Origin of the sequence: Pelagimonas sp. (assembly GCF_050633425.1) — a bacterium.
Classification (GTDB): domain Bacteria; phylum Pseudomonadota; class Alphaproteobacteria; order Rhodobacterales; family Rhodobacteraceae; genus Pelagimonas.
In genome coordinates, this window is record NZ_JBOEGM010000004.1 from 164,206 (window position 1) to 179,800 (window position 15,595).

The window sequence follows — 15,595 nt, forward strand, 5'->3', positions numbered from 1 at the left end:
AGGCCAGTTTACAGCCCGGTGCGGTGGGCGCGTGCGGTAAAGAAGATGCCAGACGGGCTCTCTGCATCAATTTCACGCAATTTTTCAAAGGTTTGCGTGTCGTAGATCATCACCTTGCCAGCATCCCGAACGCTTATCCAAACCTCGTGACCACGCGGGGTGAATTCCATGTGAAGCACAGCAGGCCCCGGTTTGAATTCCTGCACGATCTGTTTGGTGACCGTGTCGATCACCTGAATGGTATCGTTGAGCGGGTGGGCAAAGTTGACCCAAACTTGGCGTCCATCCGGGCGCGACATGGCAAAAACTGGCTGGCCGTGGGTCTTGGTTCGCCCTGTTTCCTGCAATGTATCGGAATCAATCCACAGCACTTCGTTATGACCAACAGCAGGCAGAACGAACTCACCACCGGTATGCGCCCAACCTTCGAGATGGGGCATTTTGTAGACTGGCATCTCTTGCTGACCACGGCCGTAATTGGGCAGTACGCGGATCGGTTCGGGGTTGTCGGCCCACAAGTCAAGCGCGGTCAGACCATCTTGGCCAAACAGGCCGGTGATATAGGTGCGGCCATTGGCGGTGATCAGCGCGTCATAGGGGCGGTCACCCATGTCGGGGATTTTGGTAATCTCAGCACGGCCCGACGACATGTCAGCGATCCAGGTTTCGCCGGTGTCCCACATGGTGAACACAAATTTCGATCCCGGTGCATCAACCAAGCCGATGGTCTTGCTGCCGGTTGGAATGTCCGCGACCAATTCCAGCGTGTCAGCGTCGAAAATTCGCACGCCGCCGGGTTCGTAATTGGACACCGCAACGAGTTTGCCATCGTCGGAAATGGCTCCGCCAATGGAATTGCCAGCCTGCACAACGCGATTGGCGATTTTGCGATCAACGATGTCGACCTTGGTCAATCCACCGTCCCGGCCAAAGACATAGGCAAAACGTTCATCCGAGGAATAGACGAGGCTGGCATGGGACAAATCGCCAAGGCCTTCGATCCGCCCCAGCGCGGCGCGATCCGATTGATCGACCAACAGAACCGAGCCAGTGGCCCGTTCAATGACCAGACCTAAATCGCCGGTTGCAATGGTGTCCGCCATAGACGCGGTGCCCAGCGCGATTGCGAGGGCGCAGACGGTGTTCCAAAGTGTTGTACAGCAAGTCATGGAGCTTCTCCTTTGAGAAGATATTCGGCAATCCAAGCCGCTTCGGCTTGGGTGATAAGCGGGCGCCACGGCGGCATGGGCGTGCCGGGGACGCCGTCGAGGATGACGGTCTGGAGGATTTCGAGATCGTAATGTTCGATGCTTTGCGGGCGAATGTCGGGGCCTAGGCCGCCTTTGAGCGTCAAGCCATGACAAGATCCGCAATCTTGGACCACAAGGCGTTCCAAGGCCGCAGGATCAATCGGTTCTGCCAGCACCGGCCCCGCCAAAAGAGCGCATATTGGCAGAAGCTTAGCCATGAGCGGCGACCTCCGCCGCCTCGTTTTCAAGGGGCAGGCCTTGCGCGTTATAAAGCGACACGACCTTGCCGATGATAAACAGTGTTGGGGGGTTCAGATCAGCATCGCGCGCGTCGGCGGCGATTGTGTCGAGCGATGACAGCATCCGCCGTTCATCCGCGCTTGTGGCCTTGGAAATCGCCATCACCGGCGTTGATCCGGGCAGGCCTTCTGTCATCAGGCCAACCGCGATCTGGCCGATATTAGCGACCCCCATATAGACCACCAGCGTGGTATCAATATTGGCGAGCCGCTTCCAATCGAGGTCGAGATGCTTGTCCGCCTGCCTGTGGCCGGTGACATATTGCACGCCCGTAGCCAGCCCCCGATGGGTCAGCGGCACGCCCGAGATCGAGGAGGCACCTTGCGCCGCGGTGATTCCGGGCACGTATTCGATCTCAATTCCTTGGGCCTGCAGAATTGCGGCCTCTTCCGATCCGCGACCAAAGATCAGCGGATCACCCCCCTTGAGGCGGGCGACGTGATGGCCAGCCTGCGCCTCTTCGACGAGGATTTCATTGATGCGGTCTTGGGTCACCGCATGGCATTGCGGCATTTTCCCGACAAACACCATTTTTGCAGTCGGGTTGGCCATGGCGATAATGTCGTCTGACACAAGCCGATCATAGACCACGCAAGTTGCCGCGCGCAAAAGGCGTTCGGCTTTGAGGGTCAGCAGTTCGGGGTCTCCGGGGCCTGCGCCTATCAGGGATACTTTGCCGGTCATATGTCGTCTCGCTCGTCCTATTGGATGGCTAATGGCCAAGCATATCCCGCAGACGACCACGGGTTTTGTGGTGTCGATTCGTATGTCGGTCGGCGGGTGAAGCTCGGGCCGGTATGTGGGGACTAAAGTGGGGCAGCAGAGGCAGCTTTACCTTGACTAAAGTTAAGCTGGGATGAGTTTCAGGTTTGAACGTCAAGTTTTACTGCACCGCCCCAAGGCGACCAGAGCCAAATCCACCCAAGTTTTGCATCCTACACCCACAGTGTCGAGCGGACCCGCAATGTCGCATGTCGGCTTTCCGCGTGTCGACACTGTGGGTCGAAACGCCAAACGGTTTTGTGGCGTGATGGCTCGGGGCTGGACCCATTCGTTCCGCGCCACCCACAGGGCAAAGGGAACTGCACGAACATAGTTTCCTTTGCTGAGATCGAACAATTCTTAGGTCCAGACCCGAGGTACAGTCAATTAACCTGCTCAGTGACACCGGGTTGCCCCAATGTCTGATACGTCCGCCAGCTACCGAGATGAGTGATATCTTCTGCACCTTGAACACCGGTCGTTTCGACAAGGAAACCATGCGCCTTTGAGCCATTTTCAAGCTCAACCGTACCGATCGAAAGCGGTGCGGGAATTCCTTCAAGGAATGCACCAACAGCGGATTTCGGCAGAGCCCAGACTTCAAGCTCGATCTTCGCACCTTTTTCGATCCGAAGGAGACCAGGCCTTTGGGGGGGCCCCCCGGCCAGAGCGTAAAGACGATAGCGCGGCGCGGTATGCGTCGCTTGGAGGAGCCGCCCGCCGCGTGATGTCAGTTCATGGTTGAGCGCCATGCCGGACATATGGGCACCGCATACTGCAATAGCGATTTCCGCCTCTGTGACGCTGTTTGGTGTGACAGCAACAGCTTCACCGGCGAAAGCCGCCGCGAAACTTGCCACCAGCGCGTCTTGACCGCTGGGAGCCAAAAGAGTGATCGACCCTGGGCGTCCGTCGCTGCGCGGCTCCGACGGGACTGCTATGCCGCACATGTCCAAGAGGTTCACGAAATTGGTATAGGTGCCGAGGTTTGAGTTCGGGGTCACGGGGTCAGCCTCAAGATCGGCCACCGAATAGAACGTTGGGATCGTCGGGACACACAGCATATCGACCTGTGCCATCAGCTCATTTGCGGCCCGTTCCAGCTCTTTCAATCGGTAGATGCCTCGGAACGCATCCGCAGCAGATAGCTTCTCGGCAGCGCCAATGATCTTTGCCGTTGTTGGATGCAAAGCATCTGGCGTATTTTGCATGATTTCTTCGACAACGGTATAGCGCTCAGCCACCCACGCCCCTTCGTAGAGCATTTCCGCCACGGCATAGAATGGCGAGAAATCGAGCTCCACAAGCGTCGCGCCGAGTGTTTGCAACTGCTTCAGATTGGTTTCGAAATTTTCAGCCTGCACGGTATCGCCAAAGAAAATCCGCGAGGCCGCATCAGGAACCCCCACCTTTAAGGCGGACGACGGCGTGTTCAGATGTCCCGCAGTTAGATTCTTGGAATAGGCGTCTTCCGTGTCTTCTGCGCAGGCCACTTGGAACGCAGCAAAGGCGTCGGACACAGTCGCAGCGAAGATTGAGATGGTATCGAGCGTGCGGCAGGCAGGCACCACTCCGGTTGCAGACAATGCGCCCAAGGACGGTTTCAACCCAACGATATTGTTGAGCGCCGCCGGAACGCGGCCGGAGCCTGCCGTATCTGTGCCAAGCGAGAACGTGACAAAGCCATGACCGACAGCAACACCCGAGCCGCCCGATGACCCGCCCGGGACAATATCGGGATCAATCGCATTTTTGGGGGCACCATAGGGCGTGCGCACGCCGACCAATCCGGTTGCGAATTGGTCGAGATTGGTCTTGCCGATGACCAATGCGCCCGCCGCCCGCAGCTTTGATATGACAAAGGCGTCGCGGTCCGGTGTATAGGCATAGGACGGACACGCGGCAGTTGTCGGGAGTCCGGCCACGTCGATGTTGTCTTTTGCCACGAAAGGAACACCCCAAAGTGGCTGCGCCCCGGAGCGTGCAGGCAAGGACTCTGCTTCGTCGATCACGTCTTCCATTGGTCGAAGATGAATAAATATCGCCGGGTCGCCCACCGCTTCGATGCGCCGGTAAACCTCGCGCACGATGTCTGATGGGGTCGCCCCAGTGTCATATGCATCATGCAGGGCATCAAGTGTCAGGGCCGTGTCTTTTGTCATGGTCTTGGTCTTTCCGTTTCAGGCGGCAACAGGTTCGGGCGGCTGCGGGGCGGCCTCGATCAAAGCGCGGGTGTAGGGGTGGCTGGGGTTGTCCATCACGGCCGCAGTCGGACCACGATCAACGATTTCTCCCTGTTTCATGACGAGAACCTCGTCACACAGCAGGCGCACAACGTTGAGGTCGTGGCTGACAAACAGATACGACATGTTCATTTGCGCCCGCAGATCCACCAATAGATTGAGGACGAGAGCTTGGATGGAGACGTCAAGCGCCGCAGTCGGCTCATCTAGGATCAGGAGCTTCGGCTCCAATGCGATGGCGCGTGCAATACCAACACGGGCTTTCTGGCCACCCGAGAGTTGGTGTGGAAAACGGCTCAGGAGCGGTTGTGGAAGGCCCACCAACTCCGCCAGCTCTGACACGCGATTGGACAGTTTTGCCCCCTGCAACCGATCAATTCGGGCCAGCGGCTCTGCGATGGCAGACGCGGCGGTGCCACGCGGGTTCAGGCTGTCGGTCGCATCCTGAAATACCATTTGGATGTCTCGGCGCACGGGGTGACGCATGAACTGACCTGATGGGGTCGATGCGATGTCGTGCCCCTCAAACAGGATATTCCCAGAGGTCGGATCTTGCAGGCGCACAACCATTTCCGAAGTCGTGGATTTTCCGCTGCCGCTTTCACCGACAAGCCCCAGCGACTGCCCAGCCTTGATGTCGAAAGACACATCTTTCACAGCCTGAACCGGACCCGATTTGCCCGGATAGGTCTTTACAAGGTTACGTACCTCCAGAAGCGGACGCGTATGGACCTTAAGCTCGGGTTCGGGACTGCGCGCTTCGGGCGGCAAGAGGTTTCTGATGGATGCGCCCAGACGTGGTGTCGCGTCCACAAGCTTACGCGTATAGGCGTGTTGGGGATCGGTGAAGAGCTTGTCCGGTGCGCCTTGCTCGACAATCAGGCCGTCTTTCATGACCACAATACGGTCGCAATACTGCGATGCGAGGCCAAGATCGTGCGTGATAAGAAGCATCCCCATGCCGCGCTCTTTCGCAAGATCACCCACAAGGTCCATGACTGCTTTTTGCGTGGTAATGTCGAGCCCGGTTGTGGGTTCATCTGCGATCAACAGCTGTGGTTTGCAGGCCAGCGCGATGGCGATGACAATCCGTTGGCACATGCCGCCTGACAGCTCGAACGGATAGGCCTCATAGCGGGCGGCGGCATCGTTGATTTTGACGGCTTCCAGGGCAGCAACGGCTTTGGCCTTCGCATCCTGCCTTGTCGCCTGCGCATGGCGGATCAACACGTCTTCAACTTGGTGCCCAACGCGCCGAATGGGGTTGAGAGCAGCGCGTGGGTTCTGAAAGATCATCGAGATTTCACGGCCACGAATGTCACGCATGTCTCGCTCTGATGCGGCGCGCAGGTCGATCCCGCCATAGGTCACATTCCCAGTTCGGATGTGCCCACCGGCATCAAGAATGCGCATCAGGGCGTAAGAGGTCACAGATTTGCCCGATCCACTTTCCCCGACAATGCCCAAAGTTTCGCCTTTCGCGACATCGAGGGAGATACCACGCACGGCGTTCACCTCGCCCTTTCGGGTTTTGAATGCGACGGAAAGGTCCTTAATCGACAACATGGCTCAGGTCCTCTTTCGGGGGTCAACGATGTCGCGAAGACCATCGCCGAGAAGGTTGAATGTGAAGACCGCGAGCATGAGCCACAGACCAGGGAAAACCGCGAGCCACCATTCGCCAGAGACAATGAAGTTCGCGCCTTCGGCGACCATGATCCCCCATTCGGGTGTCGGCGGGCGAACGCCAAGGCCGATAAAGCTGAGGCCTGCCGCGTTCAGGATGGCCCAACCGAGGTTGAGCGAAACCTGCACCATCATCGGCGGAAGGGCGTTTGGAAAAATATGAACGGCGAGCACGCGCAGATCGCTATTGCCCGCCAGCTTGGCAGCCTGTGCAAAGCCCGCATTCCGGCGGATGTTGACCTCGGCCCGCACAAGGCGCGCATAGAAGGGGATGTTGATGATTGCGGTGGCGTAGATGATATTTTCGACTGTGTTGCCAAGCGCGGCCACGACGCCCATTGCCAGAACGAACAGCGGAAACGCCATGATCGTGTCGAGGCAACGGTTCAGGACAGCGTCGAGCCACCCGCCCCAATATCCTGCGATTGAGCCGAGGACAGACCCGAGGACAAAGCTGAGTGCCACAGCCACAACCGATATGGTTAAATCGAGGCGCGTTGCCACGATGACCCGGCTGAACACGTCACGGCCCAGATTGTCAGTCCCAAACCAATGATCCCAGCTGGGGGCTTCGAGCGCGCGGCTTGCATTTGTGGCCAGCGGGTCAAAGGGCACCAAGGCGGGGCCGAAGACCGCGCAGCCCAGAAAGAAGGCCAGCATCGCAAAGGCCAGCATCGTGACCGGGTTGTCCTTGAGGACATAGGCGATGTGCCCAAGGGTTGTGTCGCCTTTGGCCGTGGGTCGGGTTGTTGTTACGTCGACCATCAATTCAATCCGATACGAGGATCGATCAGCGCATAAGCGATATCGATGATGAGATTGAGCGCCACAAAAAGAAGCGCCATGGCCAGAACGAAGCCTTGTACGGCGGCGTAGTCCGAAACCACCAGCGCTTCGACCGCATAAGATCCGATACCCGGCCAGGCGAATACTTTCTCGACCAAGACGTTTGCGCCAAGTGTGAAGGAAAAGACCATGCCAAGGGTGGTGACGACCGGCAGGAGCGCGTTTCGAAAAGCGTAACCATAGAGAACCTTGCGACTGCCAAGGCCAGCGGCTCGGGCGGTGCGGATAAAGTCAGACGACAGCGCCGAGAGCATGGATGCGCGCGTCATGCGGGCAATGGGTGCCAGTGTGAAAAGGGCAAGTGTCGTGGCCGGCAGGATCAGTTGCTTGAGGGCTCCGAACCACGTTTCCCAATCGCCCGCAATCGCGGCGTCGATCAGGTAAAAGCCGGTGACATGCGGGGGCGAGAGATAGATAAAGTCGAGCCGCCCCAGAGGAGATGGCGCAAGACCGGCGAGGTAATAGAAAATATAAATCAGCACGATCCCGGTGAAAAAGGTTGGGGTTGAGACACCGGCTGTCACGAGAATTCGGCACAGATGATCAACCCATGTTCCGGGCCGGGTGGCCGCAAGAACGCCCAACGGAATGGCAATAGCGCAGGACAAAAGCAACGCGACGAGTGTCAATTCAAGAGAGGCAGGCAAACGGGCGGCCAGATCGGACACGACTGTCTGGCCCGTTGTCAGTGAGCTGCCGAGATCACCGCGCGCCAGATCGCCGACGTACAAGAAGAACTGCTGGACGAGTGATTTATCGAGGCCAAGCGCTTCTCGAATTTCGGCAATTGACGCCGCATCCGCCGCCGGACCTGCAAAGTAGGCGGCGGGATCCCCTGGTAGGGCGCGTGTGAGCAGAAACGAGATCACAACAACGCCCATCACAACGGGGATCGCCTGGGCCAAACGGCCCAGGATCATTTTCGACCGTGCGCTCATCAGCTGGTGGCCGTGGTCAGTGGACGCACGTCGAGCTGGCGGTGGAACCAGAACTCATATCCAGCCGCGCCGTTCATTGCGACGTTCAGAGCAGGCTGCCAAAGCGGGATTCGAGGAAGATCGTCAAACGCGATCTCGAACATGCGTTTGATGTTGGGCGCATAGGCCGGGTCATCCATCGGGATGTGCAGCGTGCTGTCCACAAGCTTTTCTATTTCCTCGTTCAGGTAGTTCGAAGAGTTGAACAGGTGCCCGTGCTTGTAGGCCCAGAAGAAATAGTAATCGGGGGTATTCAGCCAGCCGCCGAAGTTCTCAAGGTGCAGCGGCAGGCGTTTTTCGACCAAGGCCGCCGATCGCCAGTTTGCGCCGGGAATCTTTTCAATCTGGGCCTTAATCCCGATCTCTGCGAATGCTTCCTGCATCAAAAGCGCGGTTGGCTCCATCCAGTCCGCCAGACCAAGGCTGATTGACAAAGGCACTTCAAAGCCCGAGGCGAAACCAGAGGCCTCCATGTGCTCCTTGGCTTTGGCCATATCAGTCATATACGGCGACTTGCGGGGCCAAGCCGTATCGGAGATTTCAGCCCCACCACCCCACATCGGCGCTCCTCGACCGTAGGCCGCAGTCTGGAAGATGGCCTCATAGGGGATGGCATAGGCGAGTGCCTTGCGCACGTTAGCGTCTTGAAATGGCTCGAAATTAAAATTCGGGCAGAGGCAATGGATGCAATTCTCAATGGGCGTCGAATAGACGTCCACGCCCTCCATTGCATCGAGTTCGGAAGCGTCTTTGTTCGGAATGTTGAATGACATTTGCACGTCACCGCGTTCGACAAGCGCGCGGCGGGTTGCCGGGCTTGGCACTTCGCGGACAATCACCTGCTCAAAGCCTGGCAAGGGTCCACCAACCCAGGCATCATTGCGTTCATAAACAAGTTGCTGCCCCTGATCCCAGCGCACGATCTTATAGGCGCCTGATCCTGCTGGCGTCGTGTGCAGGTATTCCATCGCCCAGGGGTCGTCTGCCGTCGCATTTGCTTTGGCGACCTCCGCGTTGATGATAAATGGCACCGGCACGGCAAGGTCAGGCAGAGTCAGCTTGGAGGGCTTGTCGAGCGTGATGACAAATGTTTCTTCATCGACCGCTTCGAATTGATCAGGGCGTTCCAAACCGCCTGCTTTCATTTGAACGGTCGGAAAGCCACCAGCAGAGACGGCCCGGTCAAACGACCACTTCACATCGGCAGCTGTGACTTTGCGCCCGTCCCAGAAAGTTGCGTCGGGCTTGATCTTGAAGGTCATGGTCAGGCCGTCATCCGAAATGGTCCAGCTTTCAGCCAGTTCCGGCTCGATCACATCGTAATCGTAGGACAAGCCACCGCCCGGTGTGTCTTTGGTTCCAAAGCTGACCAATCGGTCATAGCAGTTCACCGCGACTTGGTAGGAGGCCCGGTTTGTCCCTGTACGATGCAGATCAAGGCTGTTGATGGTCTGGCCCGACACGACAACGATCCTGCCGTTCGACTGGGCCTGTGCCGGCATCGCTTTCAGGAACGGCAGCATGGCTGCACCAACCGTGCCGCCGGTGAGTTTCAGAAAAGTTCTGCGTGAAGTGTCGGTCATGGCGAGTCCTTTGCGAGCAATACCGGATTTTCTCCAGCCTGCCGCTTTCAAGCGATGCAAACAAATGTTAAGAAAGAAGCGTAGCGATGCATTTTTTGCATCACTTAGTTTTTTCCTTCATTCGGGCAGGTTTGATGTGATGCGACATCTCTTGATCTACGACATGATTGAAGCCGTGCATCGCTCGGGTTCGATCCGAAAAGCGGCAGAAGACACCAACATCACCGCCTCGGCCCTGAACAGACGTATTCAGGCATTCGAAGAGGAGTTTGGCTCAGAAATCTTTGAGCGTCTTGCGCGCGGGATGCGCCTGAACCCGGCGGGAGAGCTCTTGCTTCACCACATCCGGCTTCAGCGACAGGATTTGGCCCGTGTCCATGGCCAGGTCGCAGACCTTTCAGGTGTCCGCAGGGGGCAAGTCAAGATTGCCTGTTCGCAAGCCTTGCTGCCCTACTTTCTGCCACGCGAAATTTCGAAATATCGCGCAGAATTTCCCGATGTGACGTTCACGGTGAATGTCCGTGACCGTATTCAGGCCGAACGTGATCTGGTCAATTTCGAAAGCGATCTGGCATTGGTGTTCGAGCCCGCCCATATGGTGGATTTCGAAGTGCTGCATGCCATGCATCAACCCGTGATGGCAGTGATGTCCGCCGCACATCCGTTGGCGGACAGGGACAGCCTGCGACTTCGAGATTGCCTTGAATATGATCTCGTCCTGCCGGCATCACAGTTTGGCGTACGCGTCCTGTTGGATCAGGCATCGGCACGGATTGATCGGAAACTCGAACCTGTCCTTGAAACAGACAGTTTCGACATGGTTCGGCATTTTGCAGCCTATGGGCAGGGTATCGGTTTTCAAATTCCCGTTGGTTTAAATGCTCTGGCCCGTCCCGATATGGCGTTCGTGCCCATCTCTGAAAGAGATGTTTCGGGCGGAGAGCTCTACCTCGGTCATCTTCGCGGCCGGACTCTTCCTGTTGCGGCTCTTAAATTCGCAACTCAAGTTGTCACCGCACTTTCTTAGCAAGAGCATGAATGCACCGGGGACTTGGAATAACAGGCATCCCGCCTGCGCCGAAAAGGCTGGCCCACGGCAATCCGTGTTTTGTAGGATTGCGACTGCGCCAAACAGACATTGATCGCCGTCGAACGAAAGGCCGCAATCAGCCCAATGCGGAAGTCGCCTTCTTGTCCAGCCATTGTGGAAGCGGTCATTCACATGGTCAAGCTGGGCGTCTGGAGAGTGGACGAAACGCCATATCGCTGCTCTGGCAACACGCTTTGCTTTATATGGCGTCTCCCGGAAAAGCCTACGCTTTGCGGCTTATTTCCAATGCGTCCAAAATGGCCTTACCTAACACTTCGTCTGACACGTCTTCTGGCAAGACAGTATCATCATGGCCGCGAATGCCCTCCCAATGGCCACGCCCGCGATAGCGCCATGGTTTGATTTCGATCTGACCACCTTGCAACCGTAGCGAAACATGGCCTGCGCCGTTGAACAAGGCTTTCAGCGTCTTGACACCAGCGCGCGCCTTGTCTGCTTCTTCCCACGCCTTGAATTCTTCCTTTGTTGGAAAACGGATGACGCCATCCCACTCTGGATGGTCTGGCGTGATGAACCGGCTGGCCAAGAGCGCGGCCCGCGCGTGCCCAGCGATTTCGAGTGCAGTTAGGTCTGGCGATAGATACTCATGATACCCCTTGGGGTCTGGATAGGAGATCCCATAAACCGCGTGTGAGGCGATTTCCGTGAATTTGCGATAGCCCGTGACATAGGCACTTTTGTGCTCTTTGGGAGGCTTGGCGCGCTTTTTTCGCTCCGCTGCCTCAGCGCGCCGTTTCGCAATCCATTCTTCTGTGGTCAGGACTTTTCTCATCGGATACGGCTCACTTCTACGTCGATCCCCAAACTTTCAGCTTAGTCTATCGCCCGTTGAATTTGAGTAAGCTGCTCCGGGGTGGTGTCATTTGGAACGGCGAGCTCAAGGCGTTTGAGGTCGATCTGTTCGGGACGCAATGGGAGGGTATTGAGAGTGGACCCATCAAATCCGTCGATATGGTCGATGTACCGCTTCAATGCGCCATAGATACGGCTGGGCCGATTCACCTATCCCGGCGCTCGTGTGTCCAGTGACTTTGCACTTGTCGCAATGCCTGCATCGCGGTCCCGGAAATCGAATGTCTTGAAGTTGTCCGGTGTACGCTTGCCCAAATCGCCCAGTCGTTCAAGATGATCCTCCCATGGTCCGCCTTGTTCTTTGATCGGCCCGCCCCAGCGGATGCCGGGGTTGTCGATTGTGTCCCAGTCGGCATCGGATGGCAGACGACGGGCGTTTTCCGCTTCGTGCAATAGTTCGTCACGCAAACGGTCGGGATTACTTGTCTCACCACGCCGCCCTCTACGGCGCAACAACTTCGCGGCCAACCCCGCAGGGGCTACCCCTAAGCCGATCAGCGTATTCAGATAGGCCCGTTGACCCCAGTTTCAGACGCACGTTCTTTCTCAGTAACAAGCTAGCGCAAGCACTGATTGAAAAAGACCTCGCGCAGGACTTCGGTTTACGATGGGCGCGTGTCCTTTAGGGCAAGGGGTACTGATGTTGAACATTAGTGTATGGTGAGTCGGGAAAACTGGCACGTTGAAGTCTCCCAATATCTTCAATGTGATAACACCCGATTTCTCGGGTCATCCTGCTCAAAAGAAACTGTTGGAAGTGGCCAAAGCGGTCGTGGAAACTGGCTATCGCAATTTGGGCTGAGCCTGCCCAAGCCCACCTTTATGCGGCTTGGCAATGTAACCCGCGCTTGGTGAAGGTAGGCGTTCAACACAGGCTTTGGAACAGGCGTGAACCAGAAGAGGCAACACGTCTGATCCTACCTTCAATGAGAGCCAAAACTGCTGGGGTCGATGATCGGTAAATTTGTCGAAGAGTTCATCGCATACACTACAAGTCTCCGGTTCAAAGCCCTGGACATAAGGCCGCAGCCTAGGAAACGGTGGGCGAAACTTATAGTTCCCGTAAAGAGCACGCGTACTCAGTCGGGTATCTGTCAAATTTCCGCATCGCACGATTTCATATGGGAGCCAATGCAAGCGATAAGATGTGTATAGATCAAGCTTGGTAAGGCTGGTCATATCCCCAATTTGCAGTGGAATAGACACCAGATTGCTCCCATATAGCAGCATGGATCGAACGTTCTTTAGTTTGCCAATTGATGCAGGAAGCGTGGTGATTTTTGTCCAGTCATCCCATTCGAGTTCTGCCCCAGGCTCAAACGTTTCGCGCCCATCTTCTGCCGCTTGCTCGACCAGTTTCAATAGCTTTGCCCACGCCAGGCAGGTCTCTTCAGGGCGGTCGTTATGAAAAGAAAGCTCGTTCCGTTGTCCTCGTTTGATGTGTTGAGAGGACATACAGTCACACAAAGGGCGTTCGCCAGTCCTGGCGATTGCGCGTCTTGTTCCTTCATCAACCGTGAGCAAGCGAGAGCGCCCTAGGATTCTGTCTAGAAGCTTCATCATCTAACGATTTTACCAAAGATCGCGCGGTTATCTACCGGGCATTCTTATGACTGCTTGGGCAGCACGCGGCACAGCCGACCGAGCTTGATGGCCTGCGCCTGACGCTTTTGAAGCGCTGTTGGGGTCAGTCTTGGACCGTCACCATTCCGATCATCTTTTGTGTTTCCCAGTGTGGGCCACAGAGATAATCTTGGTCGCCGGGAACCAGAAAGGTGAATTCGATGTATTCCTCGGGGAAGGCGCGGTCGGATTCGGGGGTGCTGCCGACCTGGACGGAATGGCTTGTGCGTTTGTCGACATTGACCCAGCGCACGGTGGTGCCAACCAGTACGGTTATGTGCGCAGGGCAGAAATTGTATTTGTACATGGTGACAACGCGCACGCCTTCGGCATCAGCAGAGGGCATGCCGAACATCTCGACATAGCGCTCTTCGGCCTCGGCGCAGATCACCGCGGGGTCTTTTGCCCCACGTGCACAAACAGGCAGGGCCGCGCCCAGCGCAGCCGCAGAAAACAAAGCAAAAACAATTGGTTTCATCCTAAACCCTACTTCTGAGACAAAGAATGCTGCGGCCGGAGGTACCAGCCGCAGCACGTGTTTCATTGACCGACAACGTTGATGATCGCATCGGCACTGTCCAGCGCGAGGCTGGTGTTCAGCGTCACGTGGTGGAACCGCGCCGATGTGTAATCGTCGTGGATCGCAAAGCCGACAGTGTAGGTTTTGCCGGCCTCTAGCGGCACATCACCGGGCGCACCCGAAACCAGTTTCCTAGAGAACGTCACAGTCCACATACCGTCGGCACCAAGCGCTGCCTCAGCGGCCATTTCGCCATCATTCACAACCCGACGCTCAAGAAGATACCCGTTGGCCGAAGACCCATCGGCGTAAACACGCATCAGATCCATAAAGGTGCCATCCTTGAGGTATTGTTCAATCGCTTCAGATGTTTGCATCTTGTCCCAGCCACCAAGAATAGCGCCGCGACGGCCCTTAATCTCGATATCAGTCCGGCTTTCGCTCAGGTATTTGGTGATTGTGCCAGTCGCCTGCAGTTGCGCCGCAACATCCGAATTGGCAGCAATCGCTTCGGCACCCGGATCGGTTGGCATATAGGTATTGTCGGCGTGACAGGTTGCCCAACAGCCCACTTGATCACCCATTTCGATACCTGTGCCGGTGATCATCATCGCCACTTTGATCTGGTTGTCGGGGTCCATTTTGCCACCCTCGACAAAGGGTGCAGGATTGTGCCCGCCGTCTTCCCACTGCAGACGGAAATAGACGTTTTCTCCGTCATGGGTGGCTTGGATCGTGGCCGGGATGGTGCCGCGCTTGCCCGGAATCGGGGTTGGCTCCAGCTCGTCCTTTTTGCCCCCGCCACCTGCAACGATCTTGGCACCGATCACATCAAGTTCCGCCGCGTGGCACGTGGTGCAGGCATCGCCACCCTTGGTCAACGGACGTGCGCCCCCATGAGTTTTGCCGTTCTGAACCCATTCAAACGACGCTTGGCCGGGGTAGAATAGAGTCATATCGGCAGAGCCAGCAGCACTCCAATCAAGGTCGGCTCCGATACCGGGGCCTGCGGCGGCGGATTCTTCAACCTTGCCAGCCATTTCGGCTTCAACAATGGCACGCTCATCAACGCGGGCGGCCTCAACAGCGGCGAGCAATTTCGCACGATCCGCGTCTTTGTCGGCCTTGGCAGCGGCTGCGGCATCAGCTTCTTGGGCTTCAACACGCGCGAGGCTATCAAGATAGGCCTGAGGCACTTCGCGGATAAACTTGGGATTTGGCGCTTCGAGCGTTGCGAGATAATCTTCGTCGGCCCGATCACGCAGATCGAGGTGCGCAATACCCTTGTGGCAATCAATACAGGTCTGGCCCGTTTGCATGGCGTTCAAGTGCTGTTGACGCGCACGCGGCTTTTGAAACTCTGGCATCATCGATTGGAAGTCATGACAGTTACGACATTCAATCGAGTCGGTCGATTTCATCCGCTCCCATTCATTCATCGCCAGATGCAAACGCTTGGCGTCAAACTTTTCCGGTGTCGAAATGGTCCCGGTCAGCTTGCCCCAGACTTCGCGGGACGCTTTGATCTTGCGGATAATCTTGTGCGTCCAATCCTTGGGCACGTGGCAGTCAGAACACACGGCCCCAACACCAGACCGGTTCACGTCGTGGATGGTGCCTTCGTATTCGGTGTAAATATAGTCGCCCATTTCGTGACATGAGACACAAAATGGCATGGTGTTTGTGGCTTCCATGGCGGTGTTAAACCCACCCCAGAAGATAATACCGGCGGCGAAAACCCCGGCGATTCCAGCGAGGGGCATTCCAAACAGGAAGTACCGCCGCCAGATCGGCTTTTTCTCATCGGGACCGTTATCGGTCATGTCCTGGCTCCGTTCTTAG

Annotated in this window: 14 protein-coding genes and 1 pseudogene; 1 reads left to right on the forward strand and 14 read right to left on the reverse strand. The window is 56.8% G+C overall.

What is annotated here, in order from left to right; translation table 11 throughout:
- Positions 1–8: 8 nt before the first annotated feature.
- The 8 genes from ACRBB0_RS02710 to ACRBB0_RS02745 all read right to left on the reverse strand — a co-directional run bounded on the left by ACRBB0_RS02710 (position 9) and on the right by ACRBB0_RS02745 (position 9,647).
- Positions 9–1,169 carry a cytochrome D1 domain-containing protein gene (locus tag ACRBB0_RS02710; RefSeq protein ID WP_431372858.1) on the reverse strand — a complete coding sequence of 387 codons (1,161 nt, stop codon included), beginning with the start codon at positions 1,167–1,169 and terminating at the stop codon, positions 9–11.
- Positions 1,166–1,468: a c-type cytochrome gene (locus tag ACRBB0_RS02715; RefSeq protein WP_431372859.1), complete on the reverse strand. Its 303-nt coding sequence runs from the start codon at positions 1,466–1,468 to the stop codon at positions 1,166–1,168. The genes ACRBB0_RS02710 and ACRBB0_RS02715 overlap by 4 nt, the downstream gene beginning before the upstream one ends.
- Positions 1,461–2,234: a uroporphyrinogen-III C-methyltransferase gene (cobA, locus tag ACRBB0_RS02720; RefSeq protein WP_431372860.1), complete on the reverse strand. Its 774-nt coding sequence runs from the start codon at positions 2,232–2,234 to the stop codon at positions 1,461–1,463. Before cobA ends, ACRBB0_RS02715 begins: the two co-directional genes overlap by 8 nt.
- A gap of 461 nt (positions 2,235–2,695) precedes the next feature.
- Entirely contained in the window at positions 2,696–4,474 is a 1,779-nt protein-coding gene (gene atzF, locus ACRBB0_RS02725; protein ID WP_431372861.1) for an allophanate hydrolase, read from the reverse strand.
- An 18-nt stretch (positions 4,475–4,492) separates the two neighbouring features.
- Positions 4,493–6,121 carry a dipeptide ABC transporter ATP-binding protein gene (locus tag ACRBB0_RS02730; protein WP_431372862.1) on the reverse strand — a complete coding sequence of 543 codons (1,629 nt, stop codon included), beginning with the start codon at positions 6,119–6,121 and terminating at the stop codon, positions 4,493–4,495.
- 3 nt (positions 6,122–6,124) lie between these two features.
- Positions 6,125–7,006, reverse strand: coding sequence for an ABC transporter permease (locus ACRBB0_RS02735; RefSeq protein WP_431372863.1), 882 nt, complete (start codon positions 7,004–7,006; stop codon positions 6,125–6,127).
- The gene (locus tag ACRBB0_RS02740) at positions 7,006–8,025 is read right to left on the reverse strand and encodes an ABC transporter permease (RefSeq protein WP_431372864.1); all 1,020 of its coding nucleotides are present in this window, start codon (positions 8,023–8,025) and stop codon (positions 7,006–7,008) included. Before ACRBB0_RS02740 ends, ACRBB0_RS02735 begins: the two co-directional genes overlap by 1 nt.
- A complete protein-coding gene (locus ACRBB0_RS02745; RefSeq protein WP_431372865.1) occupies positions 8,025–9,647 on the reverse strand; it encodes an ABC transporter substrate-binding protein in 1,623 nt (540 codons plus the stop codon). Before ACRBB0_RS02745 ends, ACRBB0_RS02740 begins: the two co-directional genes overlap by 1 nt.
- 139 nt (positions 9,648–9,786) lie before the next feature.
- Here ACRBB0_RS02745 and ACRBB0_RS02750 point away from each other — a divergent pair, with 139 nt between their 5' ends.
- Positions 9,787–10,674 carry a LysR family transcriptional regulator gene (locus ACRBB0_RS02750; protein WP_431372866.1) on the forward strand — a complete coding sequence of 296 codons (888 nt, stop codon included), beginning with the start codon at positions 9,787–9,789 and terminating at the stop codon, positions 10,672–10,674.
- On the opposite strand, the gene ACRBB0_RS02755 is transcribed toward ACRBB0_RS02750, so the two are convergent.
- The 6 genes and pseudogenes from ACRBB0_RS02755 to ACRBB0_RS02780 all read right to left on the reverse strand — a co-directional run bounded on the left by ACRBB0_RS02755 (position 10,671) and on the right by ACRBB0_RS02780 (position 15,576).
- Positions 10,671–10,865, reverse strand: coding sequence for a hypothetical protein (locus ACRBB0_RS02755; RefSeq protein ID WP_431372867.1), 195 nt, complete (start codon positions 10,863–10,865; stop codon positions 10,671–10,673). The genes ACRBB0_RS02750 and ACRBB0_RS02755 overlap by 4 nt on opposite strands.
- Positions 10,866–10,960: 95 nt before the next feature.
- Positions 10,961–11,530 (reverse strand): contact-dependent growth inhibition system immunity protein, encoded by a 570-nt coding sequence (locus tag ACRBB0_RS02760; protein WP_431372868.1) that lies wholly within the window; start codon positions 11,528–11,530, stop codon positions 10,961–10,963.
- Positions 11,531–11,571: 41 nt separating this feature from the next.
- Positions 11,572–12,078, reverse strand: a pseudogene (locus ACRBB0_RS02765) (hypothetical protein).
- A 315-nt stretch (positions 12,079–12,393) separates the two neighbouring features.
- A complete protein-coding gene (locus ACRBB0_RS02770) occupies positions 12,394–13,065 on the reverse strand; it encodes a hypothetical protein (RefSeq protein ID WP_431372869.1) in 672 nt (223 codons plus the stop codon).
- Between the two features lie 232 nt (positions 13,066–13,297).
- Complete coding sequence (locus ACRBB0_RS02775; RefSeq protein WP_431372870.1) at positions 13,298–13,711, reverse strand: cupredoxin domain-containing protein; 414 nt, start codon at positions 13,709–13,711, stop codon at positions 13,298–13,300.
- Positions 13,712–13,773: 62 nt separating this feature from the next.
- Entirely contained in the window at positions 13,774–15,576 is a 1,803-nt protein-coding gene (locus tag ACRBB0_RS02780) for a NapC/NirT family cytochrome c (RefSeq protein ID WP_431372871.1), read from the reverse strand.
- Between the last annotated feature and the right edge of the window lie 19 nt (positions 15,577–15,595).